General features: G+C 64.6%; 11 protein-coding genes. 1 reads left to right on the top strand and 10 read right to left on the bottom strand.

Annotation, left to right across the window (positions count from 1 at the left end; genetic code table 11):
- Positions 1-31: 31 nt before the first annotated feature.
- The 8 genes from ACVIGA_RS23850 to ACVIGA_RS23815 form a co-directional block, all read right to left on the bottom strand.
- Positions 32-799, bottom strand: a complete 768-nt coding sequence (locus ACVIGA_RS23850) for a creatininase family protein (protein ID WP_456668209.1) — start codon at positions 797-799, stop codon at positions 32-34.
- Positions 800-1,567, bottom strand: a complete 768-nt coding sequence (locus ACVIGA_RS23845) for an enoyl-CoA hydratase/isomerase family protein (RefSeq protein ID WP_456668208.1) — start codon at positions 1,565-1,567, stop codon at positions 800-802.
- A 165-nt stretch (positions 1,568-1,732) separates the two neighbouring features.
- Positions 1,733-2,452: an ABC transporter ATP-binding protein gene (locus ACVIGA_RS23840; RefSeq protein WP_456668207.1), complete on the bottom strand. Its 720-nt coding sequence runs from the start codon at positions 2,450-2,452 to the stop codon at positions 1,733-1,735.
- Complete coding sequence (locus ACVIGA_RS23835) at positions 2,445-3,170, bottom strand: ABC transporter ATP-binding protein (RefSeq protein WP_456668206.1); 726 nt, start codon at positions 3,168-3,170, stop codon at positions 2,445-2,447. The genes ACVIGA_RS23840 and ACVIGA_RS23835 overlap by 8 nt, the downstream gene beginning before the upstream one ends.
- On the bottom strand, positions 3,167-4,198 hold the full coding sequence (locus ACVIGA_RS23830) for a branched-chain amino acid ABC transporter permease (protein ID WP_456668205.1): 1,032 nt from the start codon (positions 4,196-4,198) through the stop codon (positions 3,167-3,169). Before ACVIGA_RS23830 ends, ACVIGA_RS23835 begins: the two co-directional genes overlap by 4 nt.
- Positions 4,182-5,051 carry a branched-chain amino acid ABC transporter permease gene (locus tag ACVIGA_RS23825; protein ID WP_456668204.1) on the bottom strand — a complete coding sequence of 290 codons (870 nt, stop codon included), beginning with the start codon at positions 5,049-5,051 and terminating at the stop codon, positions 4,182-4,184. The genes ACVIGA_RS23830 and ACVIGA_RS23825 overlap by 17 nt, the downstream gene beginning before the upstream one ends.
- A 6-nt stretch (positions 5,052-5,057) precedes the next feature.
- Positions 5,058-5,567: a flavin reductase family protein gene (locus ACVIGA_RS23820; protein WP_223974553.1), complete on the bottom strand. Its 510-nt coding sequence runs from the start codon at positions 5,565-5,567 to the stop codon at positions 5,058-5,060.
- Between the two features lie 66 nt (positions 5,568-5,633).
- Entirely contained in the window at positions 5,634-5,984 is a 351-nt protein-coding gene (locus ACVIGA_RS23815; protein WP_456668203.1) for a VOC family protein, read from the bottom strand.
- 373 nt (positions 5,985-6,357) lie between these two features.
- Between ACVIGA_RS23815 and ACVIGA_RS23810 the strand changes: the two genes are divergently transcribed.
- Positions 6,358-6,984, top strand: a complete 627-nt coding sequence (locus ACVIGA_RS23810) for an Lrp/AsnC family transcriptional regulator (protein ID WP_456668202.1) — start codon at positions 6,358-6,360, stop codon at positions 6,982-6,984.
- 85 nt (positions 6,985-7,069) lie between these two features.
- On the opposite strand, the gene ACVIGA_RS23805 is transcribed toward ACVIGA_RS23810, so the two are convergent.
- Entirely contained in the window at positions 7,070-18,298 is an 11,229-nt protein-coding gene (locus tag ACVIGA_RS23805; protein WP_456668201.1) for a filamentous haemagglutinin family protein, read from the bottom strand.
- Positions 18,299-18,528: 230 nt separating this feature from the next.
- Positions 18,529-19,515, bottom strand: a complete 987-nt coding sequence (locus ACVIGA_RS23800; RefSeq protein WP_456668200.1) for a FecR family protein — start codon at positions 19,513-19,515, stop codon at positions 18,529-18,531.
- Between the last annotated feature and the right edge of the window lie 72 nt (positions 19,516-19,587).

Raw genomic sequence — 19,587 nt, 5'->3', positions numbered from 1 at the left:
GGCAGCTGGTGGACCGCATGCCGGCATCGCCTCATCTGGCAAACGAGGACGCCAGGAGATCCGCGATCGCCTCGAGGCATCGCGCGCCGATCTCGACCGTCGATCCATGCGGATCGCCAATGATCCCGTTGTGCGTGATCGACTTGATCCCGTTCTTCCACATGGACTCAAGCTGCGCTTCAGACAGCGCGCCCAGGTACCCGGCTTCGAACCGGTCCAGCCGCACGCTATCGGGGCGGAGCCGCATCATCAGCGACGTCTCCGCGATATCGGCGTGCCCGCCGACTGCGTTGGGGTCACCCCCGGCATCTCGGACAGCGCTTCTCCATGTGTCGATCCAGGCAATGGCGTCGCAGAACGCATCGATCTCAACGTCAGGCGCGACCTCGCGCCTCAACCGCGGAAGCATGTCGCGCAGGACGGGAAAGTTTCCGATATGCCCGGAGAACAGCAGTATCCGCTTGAAACCATGCTGGGCGAGACTCGTGCAGTAATCCAGGCAGATTGCCTCGAAGGTCTCCGGTCGAAGCGAGATCGTACCGGGGAAGACAAGATGGTGGGCTGAACAGCCGACCTTGATCGTCGGAGCGATCAGAGCCGAGCCGAGATGCTGCGCCAGTCTTGCCGCGAGCGCCTCCGCGTGATCGGCATCCATGCAAAGCGGAAGATGCGGCCCATGCTGCTCGACCGCACCGCACGGTAACAGGACCGTCGAATATCCTCGCGCCAGGGCAGCCGACACCTCCTCGAAGCTCATGAGCTCCAGGCGGATTTCTTCAGGAGATGGCAGTACGGCCATTCATGCCTTCTTTGAATTCTTCGACAGGAAGCGGGCGCGCGCGTCTGCCGAGTTATCCCCGGTCAAATAGGCGCCGAGATCCTCGATCGTCATCGCCTCAAGCGAAGCGTCATCCATCTGTCCCGTCAAGTTCAACGAGCGCTTGATCGCGGCGAATAGCCTCTGCTCCTTCCCGCGAAGCTGCCTGCATACCTCCACGGCACGGTCCATCACCTTCACGGTGGTTGCGACCTCGCTGATCGCTCCGATTTCGAGCGCCTTCCGGGCGTCGACCAACTCGCCCCAGTAAAGCAATGCCTGCGCTTCGCGAAGTCCCAGTTTCCGGACCGCTTGCCGCATTCCCTTGGCCGCGGGCAGGAGACCGTGGTTGATCTCGGGAAACCCGACCATGCAGGCGTGGTCTGCGACAACGTAGTCGGCGTGCAGCAGGAATTCCAGCGCGCCTCCGACTGCATAGCCGCGGACGGCACAGACGAGCGGGCCCGGATATCGTTCCATCTCGCACAGCAGCGCGTGGAAGTTCCTCATACGAGGTCTGGATATCTCGATGCCGACGACTTCCTTGATGTCGCCTCCCGCACTGAAGAAGCGATCGCCTCCGCCGGTCAAGACGATACCTGGTGGTGACGCTTGAGCGGACAACGCACGAATCGTGTCAAGCAAACGCTCGACCAGTCGGTTGTTCAAGGCATTCGCCGGCGGCCGGTTCATCGTCATCGTGACGATGTCGAGGTCGCGCTCGACGATGAGGGTGTCGTCGTTCTGCATGGCGACAGCCTATGTGGCGCGCCTCGGAATTGGTTGCCATACGACGCTTCCGTATCGGGTCGGATCGACACAAATCGCCGTCGCGGCACAGGATCGCAGCATAATCTGCTTGATCTTGTCCCGGTTCCGCGCCGGGCGGATCAATGCCACGCTGGCGACACGCCACTACATTCCAAGATAAGCGCGCTGAATCTCGGAGTTGCTCAGCAGTTCGTCGCTCGGTCCGTGCAGCACGATCGAGCCGTTCTCCAGGACGTAACCGCGATTGCTCAACGCAAGGGATTTCGCGACGTTCTGCTCGACCAGCAGCACCGTGATGCCCTGCTCGTGCAGGGACTTCACCACGGCGAACATCACGTCCGTCAAGGCGGGTGACAGTCCAATCGACGGCTCGTCGAACATTACGATTTCAGGCTTCGCCATGATCGCGCGCCCGATCGCCAGCATCTGCTGCTCGCCGCCCGAAAGCGTTCCGGCAAGCTGCCGCCTGCGCTCTCGAAGCCTCTCAAACAACTGGTAGACGAACTCAAGCGTTTCGAGCTGACCGGCCTTCGCGCGCTTCAGCGCGCCACCCAACAGCAAATTCTCTTCGACTGACAGGCTGCCAAAGATCTGTCGACCTTCGGCGACCTGCGCAATGCCGCGTTCGCAGATCTCCCACGGCGGCATCCCGGTGATATCGACGCCGTTCATCTTCACGGCGCCGGCCGAGGATGGAACAATGCCTGCGATCGATCTGATCAGCGAGGTCTTTCCCGCGCCATTTGCACCCACGACACAGATCAACTCGCCCTTGTGGATCCGCAGGGAGACGCCGTTCAGGGCATTCGATCCGTCGTAGGCAACACAAAGCCCGTCGATCGATAAGAGCGCCTCGTCAAGCATGGAAGCCTGCCCCCAGATAGCTTTCAAGGACCCTCGGGTCCGCGGCCACCTCGCCAGGACTTCCTTCGGCGATCCTGGCGCCGTGATGCAGCACGACGACACGCGACGCGACCTCCATCACGATGCGCATGACATGCTCGACGAGGAGGATCGTCAGCCCGGCTTCGGCAAGTCTCTGCAGCACGCGGACAACGCTCGCGGCTTCGGTGGGACGGAGGCCCGCCATCACCTCGTCGAGCAGCAGCAGCTTGGGTCGGGTGGAGAGCGCTTTGGCGGTTTCCAGCATTTTCCGATCCGGCAGCGTCAGCTGGTCGGTCCTTGCATTGGCCTTGGTCGCAAGTCCGACGCTCTCAAGGGACTCGTATGCCGTCGACCTGGCTTCGCTGACGTTTCGGGTCCAGCTGAAGGCGCCGACCATTGCGTTCTCGAGCACGGACATGTCGCGCATCGGCCGTACGATCTGGAATGTCCGCGCGATACCCATCCTGCAGACGAGTTCAGGCGGTGTATTATCGATCGGGCGTCCCTCGAACAACACCTCCCCACCGGTCGGCTGCATGGCGCCCGCAACGAGATTGAAACATGTCGTCTTTCCTGCCCCGTTCGGCCCGATCAGCGCGGTGATCCGTCCGGCTTCCAGTGCGAAGCTGACATTGTTCACCGCGACCAATCCACCGAACGATTTGGAGAGATTCTTCACCTCGAGCAGGACCGTCATTCTTCGGCCTTCCTCGGTTGCGGCAGCCATGCCCGGGACGGCAGCTGGATCGCCTTGCAAAGTCGCACCATCGCCGGCCAGATGCCGTCGGGCAGGAACCAGACGACCAGCACCAGCACGACACCGTACGCGATATTGTTCAGTCCCGGGATCCGCAGACTGTCGCCGAGCGCGCTCATCAAATGGTTCAAGGGTATAGCCGCGAGCGACCCGACCAGCGGACCGAACGTCGTGCCCAAGCCGCCGACCACGGGCCCGATCAGGACGTCGACGGAGAGCCCCATGCCCATGATCGAATCCGGGAAGATCGATCCCTGCACCAGCGCCAGAATTCCGCCGCCCACGGCCGCCGTCGCCGCCGAGATCGCGATCACAAGGATCTTGTGCCGGAATGTGCGAACACCGAGCGCGCGTGCTGCCTGCTCGTCGTCCCGCATCGCTCGCCAGACATATCCGAGATACGACCGCGAGATCAGTTCGGTGCCCACGATGCCGAGTGCGGCCAGCGCAAGCGCGACAAAGTAGTAGAAGCGCGCGTCGCCCCGAAGCATCGAGATCTCGATTGCATTGGTTGGCGCGGCAAAGAACAGCCCCTGCATTGCGCCGACGAACTCCCAGCCGCTGAACATGATCCTGGCGAACTCGGCGGCGGCGATCGTCAGCAGCGCGAAATAGATTCCACGCACCTCGAACCGGAAGCTCAACCACGCCAGCATCGCGCCGACGGACCCGGCAAGGAACATCCCAAGCAGCAGGCCTATCCACGGAGAAATGCCGTACTTCACCTCGAGCACAGCAACTGAATAGGCTCCGAGGCCGACAAAGAGAGCATGACCGATCGACAGCTGGCCACCGATCCCGAGCATCAGATTCCAGGATTGGCCGAGGAACGTGAACAGCAACACGATCGTCATCAAGGAGATGAGGTACGGATTCGCCAGCACGCCGACCAGGGCAAGGGTCACGAAGACCATTGCTCCGGCAAGCCACGGCTTGATGTCGGCCGACCCCTCAAATCTCTTTTGCACCAAAGAAACCTCTCGGACGGAGAATCAGGATGATGATCAGGAGCGCATAGGGCAGCGCCGTCTTCATCGACGGCGTGAACATCAACGCTGCGATTGCCTCGGCCACGCCGATCAGCAGGCCGCCCAACAGCGCGCCGCTGAAGCTGCCGAGACCGCCGACGATCACCGTCACGAAAGCCAGCAGGGTGAAGTCGACGGCCAGATATGGCTGGGCGTCGAACAAGGGAGATATCAACGCGCCCGCGACGCCCGCGCAGGCGGCGCCAAGACCGAAGGTCACCGCATAGACCCGGGGGATGTTCAGACCGACGACCAGGCCGCCCAAGCGGTTGTCCGCCGCCGCGCGCAACGACCGGCCGAACGATGAAAACTTCAGATACGCCCCCAGCAGCGTGATGAGCAGGCCCGCGGTTGCTGCCGCCTGCAGACGCGCCAGATCCAAGGTCACGAATCCGAGCGATACGGTGTGAAACGACAGCTGCGACGCGGTGGGGCGCGGATCCGGCCCGAACGTCACCAGCAGCGCGCCGGTGAAAAGCAGCGATAGACCGATGAAGACGATGAATTGATAGTGATGCGGCCGATTGACGAACCGTTTGACGAGCAGGGTCTCCAGCAAATACCCGAAGACGAACATCACGACCGCCGCGATCACCGCCGCGACGATGATCGGAACGTCCCAAAGGCGGACAGCCCAATAGCCGATGTAGACGCCGAACACGACCATCTCACCATGCGCGAAGTTGACCACGCGCATGACGCCGAAAATGATCGTCAGGCCGAGCGCCACCAGCCCGTAGACGAGACCGAGCAGGACACCACTCGCGAGAACATTGAGCCAGAGGGACAGCATGAGCGATCACCGGCACTTGGGCACGGTGAATTCGCCCTTCACATAGACGAGAGGTTCGCGATCGGCATTGGTCGCCTGCGCGACCACTGCGCCGACGAAGATCGTGTGACTGCCGGCATCGTATGAATCGGACACGCGGCAATCAAAGCTGCAGATCGCCTCGACCAGACTCGGCGCCCCCGTCGCGAGCTCGCGCCACAAGCCTTCGCTGAATCGTATGTCGCCCTTGCTGCCGTCCTGGCCCGCGAATTTCTGCGCCAGCGCAGCGTGATCCGCCGTGAGGATGTTCCAGCAGAACGATCCGCTCTGCTTGATCGTATCGTGGGCGCCGGCGGACTTGTTGACGCAGACCAGCACGCTCGATGGCTCGGTCGACACCGAGCAACCGGCCGTCAGTGTCAAGCCGTGCCTGCCCGGCCGCGCGCCCGTCGTGACGATCGACACGGCACCCGGGACGTTGCGCATGGCGCTGCGGAATTCCGTGCTGCTGAACACCGGGTTGTCCTGACTGGGCATGGGCGAGACTCGTAGGTTCATGGTGGATTGCCCTGCTACATGGAGCCGAAATGATGATCTGCGGGCCTACTTGGCCGCAGCCTGAAAGAGCTGGATCGTATTGTGCTGAGGGTCCCTGAAATGGGCCACCCGGCCATGCGCGCCCATGTCCCTGATGTCGCTAAGCACCTCGGCCCCCTGTGCCCGCGCGCGATCGAGAGCAAACTCCAGATCATCCACCTCGAAGACGAGGACGGCATTCCGGGACGGCTCAGATACGGATTCAGCCGGGCTCGCGACACAAAGAGCAGCCTTCTCGCCTGCGAATTGAATCCACTTGCCGCGATCGGCGAAGCGGATCGTCAATCCGAGGGCCTCGTAGAACCCAGCCAGCTCTTCGGGTTCGACGGCAGTCAGATAGACGTGCTTGAGCTTCACTTTCTCACTCCCGATTCCGAACGGGCCCTCGATCTGCGATCTCCACAGGCCCCGATCGTCCCGCGATAGTCGCCCCGTTTAGCCGGCATTAATGCTCGAACAGATGGCTGCCCACATCGTTGAGCAGCATGATGTGCCGCGACATGCCCACCTTGGCGCCATTGCGCACCAGTGCTCGCGGCGAGCGGACGATGTCGATTTCAGCGCGTGCCAGCCCCCGGGGAGATTGACCGTTTTTCGATACAAGTCGTCATTTTGTCGAAATTCCCACGGCCGCGACTGCGGTTAGCATCGCTGTCATGGAGTTGTCACCACGCGAGATAACGCGCGGGACCGAACCTCGACGAAGCCACGGTTGCCAGGGAGAAATCGAATGACGACGACGGCTCTGGACAGGATCGACATCAAGATTCTGAATGAACTGCAGCAGAACGCCGACTTGACCAACGTCGAGCTTGCTTCGCGCGTCAATCTCTCACCTTCACCCTGCCTCGCCCGCGTTCGCACGCTTGAGAAGCTCGGCGTGATCGACCGGCGAATTGCCGTGCTGGATCCAGCAGTCGTCGGGATCGGCGTGACTGCGTTCATCCAGGTCAAGCTTGAAAAGCAGGTGCAGCTCTCGCTCGAGAACTTCACGCGTTCGATCGATCGCCTGAACCAGGTGATGGAGTGTTACCTGATGACCGGCGATAGCGACTATCTGCTCCGCGTGATGGTGTCCGACATCGAGGCGCTTGAAGACCTCATCGTCAACAAGCTCTCTCGCATACCGGGCGTGACCAGCATTCGTTCGAACCTGGCCTTGAAGCGGATTTCCCACAAGACGGTGCTGCCTATCGACTCCAGCCAGCCGGTTCAGATCAAGTCGTCCAGCCCGGCTTCCAGGCGAATCGAGAGACCGGCCAAGCCGCAATACGACACTGCCCTGCAGACGCGGATCGACGGCGGCATGAGCATCGAGACGTCGCGCGCGCTCGACCACAATGCGGCCAGCCTCTGACGGCTGCAGCGACAAGGCGATCGAGAAGCTCCGTCACGATATCGCCGGGCGTCGAAATGACGGAAGCCCTGCACACGCGGTATCGCTACCGCGACGACAGACGCTGCCTTTCGTCATCAGTCAGCTGCTGCGCCTGCTCAGCGGTCAGTTCACCGCTGCCGACCACGCGAAACATGCTGTTCGGATCATAGCTCTGCCGCTCATTGCCGCCGCGGCGCTGGTCATTGCCGCCGGGATCCGGTGTGCCGTCGCCTCCGCCGTAGCCGAGCACCTCGACAATGATGACCGACGGCTGTCCGGTATTGGCTGCCGGTGCCGCCGCCGTCGGTTGCTGGGCTGCGCCCGCGGTGTTGTTCGCCGCAGTCAACGCGCCCGCCGGCGGTCCCTGCACCACCGGCACACCGACCGAAATGCCCTGCACCTGGATATTGGCGATGTTGAGCACCTGCAACGCCTGGAGGGTGAGATTACCCGACACCCGAATGCCGGCCTCGCCGGCATCGATGGTGCCGTGCGGCGCGAACAGGTCGACGTTGCCGGGGGGAACGCCGGGCACGCCGATCAGGGTTGCGATGCCGGCGCCGGTTTGCGGCGTGTTCGGCGTTTTGGCCGAGCGGCCGTACTGATCGTAGACGACCAAAGGCGGCGACGTCACGATCGAGGTCTGCTTGCCCTTGCCGGCATTGAGGTCGCCGTTGGTCGAGAACATCAGGATGTCGCCGCCGAGCTCGGTGAAGACGCGCGACTGCGCCACCACGACGCTGCGATCGGTGAATATGTTGATGTCGCCGCCTTCGAGCGTCAGCAGGCCGGGACGCGCGGTGTCGGTCTGCCCGGTCAGGTCGGGCGTCTGGTTCTCGATGCCGAGCGATACGCCGCCACCGGGCGCCAGGATGTTGATGCTGCCACCCTGCTCGGTGCGGACGCGCGCGAGCTGGAACAGCGAAAGATTGCCGGCATAGGCTGTGGTGGTGCCACCGATCACGCTGCCCGGAAACAGGGTCTGGATCGCCCGGTAGGCCCGATCGTAACCCTTGCCGCCTGCGCCATGGCCGTTGGCCGCCGCCTCGCCGCCCGCCCTGAGCTCGGCGAAATACACCTGTTCGATGAACGGCAATTGTGCGGCCGGGACGAGGTTGCGGAAATCCGCGAGCGCCTGGTCACGACTGAGCGCGATGCCCTCGATCCCGCTCATGTAGCTGGTGAGCTGCGCGAGATAGCCTTGCGTCGTTGTATCCGTGTTCCGCGGATCGAAATAGAGGTGGATGAAGGCCGTGGTGTCGGGACCGTTGGCACCGGTACCGACCGCAATGCCGATCGAGGCACCGGTCGCCGGCAGCAACGGATTGTCCGCGTTACCGACCGACGTAATGCCAAGCCCCTGCAAGCCATACTGCCCCTTCTGCGCAACAATGTCGCGACCGGCAAGGACGGATAGCGAGCCTGGCCCCTCCACACGAATGTTGAAGAAGTCCGGATAGGCCAGGCTGCACGGCTGACAGCTGACGATGTCGCGCCCGGCCTGCACCAGCGAGACGTCGCCGAGCCCGGCGTTCTCGATATCGATAATCGGCTGGACGATATCGAGCCCGGCGCGCACCTGCGCGCGCTCCGATGTCGCCAGCGCGAGTTTTGTCAGGCTCCCCTGCACCGCATAGACATGCACGGTATGCGGATTGTTGAACTGCACCAGGTTCGAGGGCACCGACAAAGGGCCCCCGAGCATGTCGTCGGAGAGCAGACTGGAGAGTGTCCTCGCGTAATCGCTGCCTGCCGGCGCCGAGGCGCCGTTGACCTGAGACAGCAGATCGGCCGCCGTCATGCTGACGCCAAAGCCGACGATGTCCTGCTGAGCCAGCAGATCGAGGCGGGCCGTCGGCGCAGCCAGTGCAGCGAGATAATGGAAATTGAAGGTGCTCTGCTTAATGTCGCCGGCCTGGATCGAGCCGCCAGCCGCCGTCAACTCAAAGATCGGTGGCGCGAAATCACCATGCACCGTAATGTCGCCGCCGCTCGCGAACTCGGTCAGGGCGCTGGCGGCCGTCATGCTGGTGAAGAAGCCGTAGGGCGCCGCAGCGGTGTAGTAGAATGTGGGCGGCCCATTTCCCTCCAGACCGGCCGGGATGTGATAGCCGCCGCTGCTCGATGGATCGGGCTGCTGCGTCATCCGCGTCGGATCACCGACGATCGCATTGATTCCGCGGCGGGACACGACATTGAACTGGGCATCGCCGATCAACAGATCCACCCGCGCAATCGCCAGAGAGCTGGCGTTCAGCGGTGCCATCCCGATCTCGCCGGCCTGGATATCGGCCGTCCCTCGCCCGACCAGCAGATTGGCGTAGTTGATAGCGCCTCCGACGGCCAGCGAGAGATTGCCGCCACCGTACACCGACAACGCTCCGGTGTCGGTCAATCCGCCGGTGGTCGGCAGGCTGATGTCGATAGCCTTCAGGTCACCATCGACTGCGACCCGGACGTTGCCTCCTCCCAGCGCGCCGAGCCCCTTGAACGCGGCCACCGATGGAAATGAGTCGCTCGCGTAATCGAGATACGGTTGATAGTAGGTGCCGAAATTGATGAACCACGTCGGACTGGCAGCCTTCGGTTCGGTCCATAGCCAATAAGTGTCGGGCGCAGAGGCCGCGTAGCTCGTCACGCCATTGTTGCTTGTTTCCGCGCCGATCAGGCTGCCATGCGCCTTGACCGTGAGATTACCACCGCCATTCGCATAGCTTGCGTTGAATGTGAGGGGATAAAGCGTATCGTACGACACCAGATTGAAGTTCGCGTCGTATGTATAGCCAAGATAGCTGGTGTAGTCGTACGTGTAGGCAGACAGGATCGGAACGCGCTGCGCCGGCGTGAAATTCGGCGTCACCGGCTCCCCCGCGGTATAAATGCCGAACGCGGTCTGGATGTCGATATTTCCGGCCGCAGCGAGCTCGAGGTCGCGCGCGCCGGTGCGGACCACGCTCGGAATCTGTACGACGGTGCCGCTGTCATTGACGTTGGCGTCGATCAGGTAGGGCGCCGCGAACACGATCGAGCCCGGCTCGGGATTGGCCACCGTGGCTGCGGGACGCAGCACGGCCGGCGCGACCGCCAGCGGATCGGCGCCGGCGAGATCCGCTCCCGCGACCAGCCGCAGCGTCGCTGATCCGGAGCCCGCCGGCAGCGGCGCCGCGATGGCGAAGATGCTGCCGTCCGGCGAACTGACCGGCGCGGCGAAGCCGTCGCTGATGCTGCCATTGATCAGCAGGTTTCCGGCCGCACGCAACGTCAGCACCATCGGCTCGCCATTGTAGCGGTAGGTGTGCAGGTCGATTCCGGAATTGGCGCTGGATGGATTTTGCAACAGCTGGAGGTCTCCGCTGCTGCGCAGCTCGATGCCGGGCATCAAATGGAACGCGGTGACGGAGGTGCCGGTCAGCGTGCCGATGCCCGTCTTGATCGTGGCGGCAGCGATATACGCCTGCGCATCGGCATCGGCCGCCGCCAGATTGGCATCGACATAGGGCGTGCCACTGACGTCATAGGTCTTGACCGCCTCGACAACGATCTCGCGCGCGCCGATGACGTGGACCCCGTTGTTGCTGACGCGCACACCGGTGGTGCCGTCGCCGTTGATCGTCCGCGGCACGCGCAGCCAGACCTGTCCGCCATTGAGCGCGATGTTCGGGTCGGCGCCGGCGACGTTGATCACCGGCGTGCTGCCGGAGCCGGCGTCGACATCGAAGGTCAACATGCCCGGGCTGTTGCCGGCGAGGCCGAGAAACACCGTACCGCCCCTGGCCGCGGTGGTGCCGGCATTGAGCACCGCATGTGCGCCCAGCTCCAGATTGTTGCCGGCGATCAGGCGGATGGTCGCATCGCTCCCGCCACTGGCGTCGATCAGGCCGGCGATGGTGATGCTGCCGCTGCTCGCGGTCAGCTCGACGTTGCGCGCGGTGATGTTGCCGACGTTGATGTCGCCGTTTGCCAGCGTCAGCGCCTGCTCGCCCGAGAAGCCCGCGATGCTGCCGAACAGTGCACCAGCGTCACCCGATTTGACCGTGAGGACCGCCTTGCCGCCGGCGTAGCGCGGATCGGCGCTGGCCAGCAGCTGCCCGTCGAGACGGGCGGTTCCGTTCGGCGCGACGATGGTGAGCGTGCCGGCGTTGCCGCCCTGGTCGGAATCCACGACATTGAGCATCGGCAGCGTCACCGCGCCGAGCCGGCCGCCGCGCAGATCGACCACCGCTCCGGAAGCAACGGCGACATCACCGTTCACGGTCTGCAGCGTGACGCTGCCGGCCGGCGCAATCCGCACCACATCGAAGAACGGCGTCACCGCGCCGGCGACATTGGTGACCGACCCGGCCTGCAGTGTGATGCCGTTTTGCGCGGTGAAGGTGATCGCGCCGGATGGCAGGTCGATGGTGGTGCCCTGGACGATGCTCTGCGCCGAGACCGAGAGCGTCGCGCCGTTGGAGTTGACGGCCGGCTGCACGGCGCCGCCGGGCCGCGCGACGAAGCTGACCGTGCCGGCATTGGCGACGAGCTGCGTCAGCGCGCCGGCCTCCGCCGTCACCAGGGGTGCCGCGATCGTCAGACCACCGCTGACGCTGAAGGTGCCCGGCATCACCTGGCCGGGGGCGTAGGACACCGTGCCGATTGTTTGCATCGTGCCCGCAGCGATCGGGCCCGCATAGGCGACGCCGCCGATCACCTGCTCGGATGCCGCCAGCATCACGGTGTTGAAGCCACCGAAGGCAAGATTGCCGCCGCCACCCAGCGTCAACTGCGTCGCATCGATCTCGAACGCGCCCTGCCCGTTTCCCGTCGATGCTGCGCCGGTTGCGCCGCCATTCAGCGTGATCGTGCCGGCGCGGAGCCTGGCGTTGTCGGCGGCGGCACCAAACCCGTTGATTACGGGCGCGCTCAACGTCAGCCCGGCGAGCAGAGGCTGACCGGTCGCCGGATCCAGATCACCCAGATCGACCGAACCATAGACGTTGATCGCGGTGGACGCCGACAGCATCAGGTTTCCCGTCGCCGGCAGATGACGCAGCGGATCACCTTCGGACAACTGCGAGAGCAGGCGGGCGCTCAGGTTGAAGCCCGAAGCGCCCCCTGTGCCGAAATTGATCACCGGCACGCTGACCATGACCGTCGGCGCCGCGAGGCGGGCGAGCGGATCCATGCTGATCGTGTTCGAGGCGCTCAGCGCCAGCACGCTGCCGCCGAAGATTTGCGCGCGCGCGCCGATACTCAGCTCGCTCGCGCCGGTGCTCCCGGTCGGCAACGTAATCGGCAGCACCGGTGCATTGGACGCCAGCACGAACGCGCCCGCCCCGCTGCCGATACGCGCCAGCGCGATCGATCCCAGGGTCTTGCCGGTCTTCGGATCGTTCGGGAACAGGGTGGAGATCGCGCCGAACGGCGTCGTGTCGATCTGCGCACCGGCGCCGATCGTGATCGCGCTGCTCGCCGTCAGCATGATTTCGGGCGCAGTCAGCACCGCCCCACTGTCAATCTGAAGCTTCTGCGCCACCGGCGTGATGGTCAGCACATTGCCGTTCAGGTTGCGCGTACCGCCGATCAGAATGCTCTGCGCTCCGATGCTGTCGAGCGCACTGGCCTGCAGCCCCGTCATACCCGGCGCTGCGGTGCCCCCCGGCGCGAGGATCTCGAGATTCGAAGCGACGATATCGGCCTGCCCGCCCCGGCCGCCGGCCGGAGCCGTGAAGTCGCCGAACCCGCCGGTCACCGGCAACGACAAACTGTTGGTCGCATTGATGACAAGTTGCCCCGCATCGAGCGGCAGATAGGGCGCCGCGATGCCGCTTGCAGCCGCCTTGGACGCATAGAACTGAGTTGCCGTGGTTTCGGCATACTGCGACTGCCGGCGGACGACCGCTCCCGGCGTAATGATGTAGGCCGAGGGCAGCGAATCGCGGAAGCCCGTATTGGCGACCTCGCCGTAGCCGGTCACACGGTAGGAGCCGTCACGCAGCGCAAAGTTCTGGAGCCCGGTGGCGGAGGTCTGATTTTCCGCGACGGTGACCTTGTAAGCGCCGGGCAACAACGCGTAGTGCCCCGGCAGCAAGATATAGGTGCCAGCCGGCAGCCCCGGCATTCCGCTCAGATAGACTTGCTGACCGACCTGCAACGCAACTCGCGCTGACGTCGTCTGCGCCGGATCGCTGAGCTGCATCTGCGGGTCGCGCGGCGCATAGCGGTTGCCGAGGCTCGGCAGGACCGCGAATGTCTGGGGGCCGTCGAGCGTATCGACCGACCCGCCGGCGCCGCTGACGAACTGCGCGCCATAGAGATCGCCGCCGCCGGACTCGTCGATGCGCGCAGTGGCTGCTCCACCGGACGCGCCGGCAACCGTCAACGCCCGGCCGTAGAACGAGATCGTCTTGGCCGGTGGCGCGCTGATCGTGTTCGGCGTGCCGCTGTTGTCGTAGCCGTAGATCCAGTCGGTGTTGCCGAGCGGCGCGCCATATGGAATCAGCGTGCCGCCGGCCGACACAGACGTGATGCTGCCCGGCAGCAGATTGATCGCGCGCGTGCCGGCGGGATTGCTTGGGTCTCCGAAGGTGATCTGCCCGAGCGGGGCAAGCAGGACGCCACCCTGATTGATGGTCGGAGCGACGATCTGCACCGATCCGCCCGCGGACAGCGGCACGTAGGGCGCCTGGCCGTTGCTGGCAAAGCTGACCACGCTGTTGGACCCTGTCGCCTGGATCAGGAACAGACTGCTCGTAATGCTGGCGTAAGCATTGCCGACCGGTGCGCTGCTGATCGGGTAGATTTCCGTCCCTGTGAACGTCACGTCACCGGCCGTCGTCAACGTGGTCGGCTTGAGAGCGTAAGAAGGTGTCGTCTTCGAAACCGGCACCAGGCGAATGTCGCCCAGACTGTTGAACGACATGCTGGCGAAGCCAGGCAACGACACCTGCTGCTGAACCGGAGTGTTGAAATTGGTGAAGCTGGTAACATAGCTGTAGCTCGCACCGCTGCGCAGTGTGCCCTCGATATCGATCAGGTTGGCATCGACCTCGAGACGAGCCGTACCCGCCATGGACACGGCGCTGTAGCTGCCGAGGGGGGTGTAGCTGCTGCTGGTATATTCGTTGGTGTTGCGCTGACCGCCGCCGATGTCGACATAGGGCGCGTTGAGCCGAACGCGTGCGCCCGGCGTTGCACTGATGTTGCTGGCGTTGATGGTCAGGCTGCGCGCCGCGACAAGGTTGACGTTGCCGTTGAACACCAGGGCATCGACTGCGCCGAGAGACACCGACGCGAAGCCGCCGCTGGAGATCTGGTCGGCGCCGATGAAGATATCTCCGAGCAAGCTGCCCGGGACTACCTGCCCCTGCGACAGACCGGTCGTCATCAGCGGCGCCGCCTGGCTCACGATAGTCTGGAAGATCGGCTGCACGAACTGCGAAACCCCCGAATTGTCCGCGACGTAGCTCCCGATTATCTGATCGATCGTCAGGCTCCCGCCTGCAGCGCCGGCCCCACCGGCCTGTGCCTTCATGGTGGCGTCGAGGAGCAGACCGAGTGATGCCCGGATCGCGACGCTGCCGCCGGGGGTCGCAACGGATGTCTGGATCGGACCGGATCGGCCCGCGACTTGCTGTATCGTTCCCGACGTCCCCGACACATCAATGATCGCCCCGGCTTGCGCCACGACGACACCGAGCGGTTGCTCGCCATAAGGCTGGGTCGCCGAATAGGGATAGTAGAGCGAGGGCTGAGCTTCCTGATTGATGTTGACCTGACCGCCGCCAAGCACCGTGTTCACCGGACGCCCCGCCCCATCCAGCGTCGATGTGACGAGGCCGGGCGCCAGCAACCTGGCGTCCGCTCCGATCCAGAGCGTCTGCGAGGCAGCGTAGGACGGACCGTTGTTGGGCGGCACGCCGACCTGTGATCCGACCGCGACCCAGGTTCCCGTCGTGCCGGTCAAATCGAGATTGATCGTTCCCGCAGGCGCGCTGATCGTGCCGTCGACCGTCAGTTGATGGCGTGCGTGCAGCGAGATCGTCGCTTGAGGATCGGCGTCGATCACGGCGCCCCGTTGAACATCAAGATTGCCGTTGAAGGCGTCGATTGCGCTCAGGACGAGGTTGACGGGCGCGGGCCGCAGATACGAAGGCAGCATCCGCACCGTCGCGACGCTTGCGACATCGCTGCCTGTCGGCGCCAGGGCAGCCTGCGCATTCGGAACCAGATTGACCCCATGCAGCTCAATATCGGTGCCGCCTGCGACGGTCAGGTTCTGGTAGCTGTAGAGCGCGTACTGACTGAAGCCGCCGCTGGCAAAGAATCCTGACGACAGCCGCATCACACTGGCAGGATCGACTGGCGTGAGATCGCTGGTCCCGTCGGCGTTGATACTGCTGATCGTGCGCAGCGGAAGGGTGGCGTCGCCGCCGATCTGGATCACGGGCGTGGCGATGCTGAGCGTGCCGCCAAGGGTGAAGCCGTAGGACCGCAGCGTGCCGTCGAGATAGACCCGGCCCGGATAGGTCTGCGCGAGCGTCGTCGAATTGTGCAGCGTCGCGCCGAAGCCGTCGGCAATCAACGTGATGTTGCCACCGGTTCCGACCGGCAGGCCGTAGCTGGTCTTGATCCGGCCCGTGCTCTGCACCCAGCCACCACTCGACGCATCGATCACCGCCCCGTCATCGATCCGAACGCTGCCGTAGGCGATCAGCTTGACGTTGCCGCCGTTGTAGAGCGCGGGCGGGGTATCGTTGCCGCCGGTGCGATCGTTGACCCACAGGCCGCGCGTATCGATCACGCTGCCCCGATGCAATTCGATGTCGCCGGTGACGATAGTCGTTCCCTGCAGCGCGGCATTGACGGTTATCGAGCCGGCACGCGCCACCAGTTGACCGTCGATCGAAATTCCCCCGCCAGCAAAGGTGACATTCGAGTTCAGGGCGATCGAGCCGCCGGGGGCAACCTGAAGCTTGGCGCCGCCCACAATGCTGATGGCAGGTGATAGCGTGCCGCTGACCGGATCGGTCACGCCGCCCCGGGCATTGATGGTGATGCTGCCATAGTTCGCCTGGTTGAGCAGATCGGCCGACAGATAGACGGTCTGTTGCCAGGACGGCGGCAGCGGCGACGTCGCGCTGGAAAGCTCCGGCGGCGCAACTGACGGCGCGATGACGCTCGCATCGGACGCCTGGATGGTAAGCGCGGCGCCGGCCGGAAGCGAGTTGGCGGACCGCTGATAGGGCCCATTGATTGTCGTCGCAACAACCGAGGCATCGACCTCAGCTGCGCTCGCAATCACGGTCAGAGCACCGGCGGCGCGTCCTTCCAGATAGGCCGGCTGGTACTCCTGACTGGAGACCAGTGGACTGGCGTAGAATTCGGTGACGCCCCAGTGGGCGTGATTGACCGTGAAGCCGACCCCGATCGAGGTGTAGGTCAGGTCGCCAGGGGCCTGATTTGCGCTGTAGATCCTGCCGTCCGAACCGATCAGCCGGGTGACCGGCACATAGCCGGCCTGATGCGCGAGCGAACCGCCGGCAATATCGATCGTCGCTCCAGGTCGCAGAATGGCATCGCCCGTGGAATAGACGATCACCGAACCGCCCGTGGTCAGCCGCTGGTCGATCGGACGCGCGACCTGCCCGAGCCATCCCGACACCTCCAACAGCCCGCCTGCGGTGTAGACCCGATCCGACGCCACCGGGTCGAGATCGTGCACGTTCACCCACACGTTCTTGCTGGACAGGATACCGCCGCGCTGCAATGGCGAGTCGCGCAGCTCGTTGGCGCGCACGTTCACCTGCACCACATCGCTCGACGCCGCGACCGGCACGCCCTGCAACCCCGAAACGTCGATCAGGGAACCTGCGTCGACAAGAACCCGCGCTCCATCGCGGTTGTAGTTCGTGTTGATCTTGGCGGTGGGATTGTCCTGCAGATAGAGCTGGTCTCCGAAGCTCGATGCCTGAAGCGCAACGCGTCCGGACGGCGCGATGATCGCAGCTCCCGGCTGCAGGTTGACGAAGCCGCCCTCGACCGTGATCCGCGACAAGGCCTGCGGCTGGGTGTCCATCGCGGTGAGACCGTCCTCCTCGGGAAGCACCGCGGTGAGGCTGCCAGCCCCGAGCCGCACCGCGCCGGTCTGCGTCGACACGGCGTAACGCGAGGAGCTGTCATAGCCAAACATCCCCTGCAGTCCCTGCTGCGCGGACAGCAGGATCGAACCGGCCTGGTTGACCGAGGTGGTCGCCACCAGCACGCCGGACTGCTGCAAGTTCATGCCGACCAGGGTAACGTTTCCGGTTGGCGCCGCGATGAGGCCGGTGTTGCTGACCGTGCCGCCATTGAGCACATTCAACGCCAGCCCCTGTTGGGTCGTGCTGCCGCTCGTCGTGACATAGACCGACGTGCCGGCGGCGAGCGCGGCCTGTCCGCCTGGCGTGACGATGCTGCCGCTGTTCTGCACATTGGCACCGAACAGGAACGCGTTCCCGCCTCCCGTGGTGACGGATGCGGGCGACGCCGTGACGATCACTGCACCAGCCTCGACGGTGATGTCGCCGGTTGGGCCGCTGCTGTTGGCGAAGATCGGGGCCTGCAGGTTGCCGGAACTGTCGAACGGCGAGCGATTGAGCAGGGCGGTCTTGAACTGCTGATCGGTGATGTTCAATGTCGACGCCACCAGCGAGCCGACATTGATCTGACTGGCACCGCCGAAAATGATGCCGTTCTGGTTGATCAGCAGCACCTGGCCGTCAGCCTTGATATGGCCGAGGATCTGGCTCGGCCCGACATTGCCGATCACGCGATTGAGCGCGACCCAGTTGCTGTTGCCCTGCTGGTTGAAGACGACGTCGGTCCGGGCGCCGACATTGAAGCTCTGCCAGTTGAGGATTGCTTGCGGCGCGGTCTGGGTGATGCCGACACTGGTACGCCCGTTGACGCTCGCCTGGGTCGGAAGGTTGGCGCCAGACCAGAGATTCGATCCGGGCGCGGCGCCCGGCGCGACCTGAAGCCCACCCGGCGTCAGGCCATTGGGCACCACCAGCTGCGGCAACGTCCGCGACGTGCCGGTGGCCTGTGCGGCGTTGCGCGCGGCCGCCTGTGTCGCCTGCATGGCCTGGATCGCTTGGGCGGCCCGCGCCAATGCACCGGAGCTTTGGGCGGCCGCGGCCGCCGCCTGCTGGGCTCCGGCGCTCGCCGCGTCGGCCGCATAAAGCGGCGCCCCGACCGTCCAGGCGCCGTTCAACGGCCGCGCACTCGCAGGATACGCCGCGAGCAACAATGTCGCCAAGCTCGTGCCGGCCATCAACCCGCCGCGGGACATCCGGCGCGACGACCGCAACAGCGCACTGACGGCCAATTCGCCGCGTGCACGAGGATGATGGGTGGCTTGAGCTCGAACCGGCATGACACGTCCTTCCAGCGAACACCGCAGAGGTCACACCAGCGTGACGGGAAGCCACGCAAAAACCCGCAAGGCATTTTTGTGAAAATTTCGTGTCGCCGCAGAGCGGTCGCAGGATCGTCGGATCGCCCTCAGCTCAGCAGCACGATTCCGCCGGGCAGCAGCCGCACGCGCGCATTGAACGCCTGCTGGATCTGGGTCAGAACCTCGTCCATCCGATCGATGCGAAAGCGGCCGCTGACGGGCAACCGTGCGATCGCGGCATTGACGATGAAGATCCGGCCGGGCCGGTAGCGGTTGATCTCCTCGACCGCATCGGATAACGGCGTAAAGCGAAACAGCAGGAAGCCGCGCTGCCAGGCGGAGGCTGCCTCGACATCGGCAGAGGCAAGTGTCTCTCCGCGCGCGTCGTAGCGCAGTTGCTGGCCCTCCTTCATGGTGATCGCCTGGGCGCCATGCTGGACCTGCAGCTCGCCCTTGAGGCAGGTCACACAGACCGGCTGCTCGCCGCCAGCCGGCACATAGCGCACGTCGAACTGCGCCTTGTCCGCAAGAATCCAGCGGTCGGCCGCGTATACGCCGAAGCTGCGCCCGGAAGTGGCGAACGCTGCCTGGCCCGAGAGCAACTCGATCCGTGCTGCGTCGGGATCGGCGGGCCGAAGCGCGATGCTGGTCTGCACGTTCATCTGGATCGAAACATCGCCCGGCAGCGCCACGCGCCGCTGCTCGCCGGTGCCGGTCCGGTAGTCGGCCGCGAACTCCGACCAGGACGGCCACAGACCGAGCGGCGGACGCGCAAGCGCGTAGACACTCGCCGCTGTGGCGGCGGCCGCGAGCCCGCCGCCAAGCAACGCACGGCGGTCGAGCCGGCGCGAAGCGATCGGCAACTGCCCGGTCATCATTGCTGCCCGGACATTGCGGCCTGCCGGAGCAAGATCTCGCCACAGCCGGCTGGCCGCGGCGAAAGCGGCGACATGCTCCGCGCTCTGCGCGCACCAGCGCCGCAGCGCCTCGGCGTCCGCCGCGGTGGCCCGTCCGGAGGTGAGATGCCGGACCCAGCCCACCGCTTCCCGCTTGAGCGGATCAAGTCCCATGTCGTCGTTATCCATCGCGCTCATGGCCGGCGTCCGCCCCGTACCGGCCTGCGCCAAGATGCGGCGGTTCTCGCCACCACTCTCAAGAAGACGTTT

It is taken from the genome of Bradyrhizobium sp. USDA 3240, assembly GCF_054063295.1.
This window is presented reverse-complemented; position numbering and strand designations above follow the sequence as displayed.

Excerpts from the sequence above, each read along its gene's own strand:
- ACVIGA_RS23800 (WP_456668200.1), bottom strand. The coding sequence starts at position 19,515 with ATGAGCGCGATGGATAACGACGACATGGGACTTGATCCGCTCAAGCGG.
- ACVIGA_RS23805 (WP_456668201.1), bottom strand. The coding sequence starts at position 18,298 with ATGGCCGGCACGAGCTTGGCGACATTGTTGCTCGCGGCGTATCCTGCG.
- ACVIGA_RS23845 (WP_456668208.1), bottom strand. The coding sequence starts at position 1,567 with ATGCAGAACGACGACACCCTCATCGTCGAGCGCGACCTCGACATCGTC.
- ACVIGA_RS23840 (WP_456668207.1), bottom strand. The coding sequence starts at position 2,452 with ATGCTTGACGAGGCGCTCTTATCGATCGACGGGCTTTGTGTTGCCTAC.
- ACVIGA_RS23835 (WP_456668206.1), bottom strand. The coding sequence starts at position 3,170 with ATGACGGTCCTGCTCGAGGTGAAGAATCTCTCCAAATCGTTCGGTGGA.
- ACVIGA_RS23810 (WP_456668202.1), top strand. The coding sequence starts at position 6,358 with ATGACGACGACGGCTCTGGACAGGATCGACATCAAGATTCTGAATGAA.
- ACVIGA_RS23850 (WP_456668209.1), bottom strand. The coding sequence starts at position 799 with ATGGCCGTACTGCCATCTCCTGAAGAAATCCGCCTGGAGCTCATGAGC.
- ACVIGA_RS23825 (WP_456668204.1), bottom strand. The coding sequence starts at position 5,051 with ATGCTGTCCCTCTGGCTCAATGTTCTCGCGAGTGGTGTCCTGCTCGGT.
- ACVIGA_RS23820 (WP_223974553.1), bottom strand. The coding sequence starts at position 5,567 with ATGCCCAGTCAGGACAACCCGGTGTTCAGCAGCACGGAATTCCGCAGC.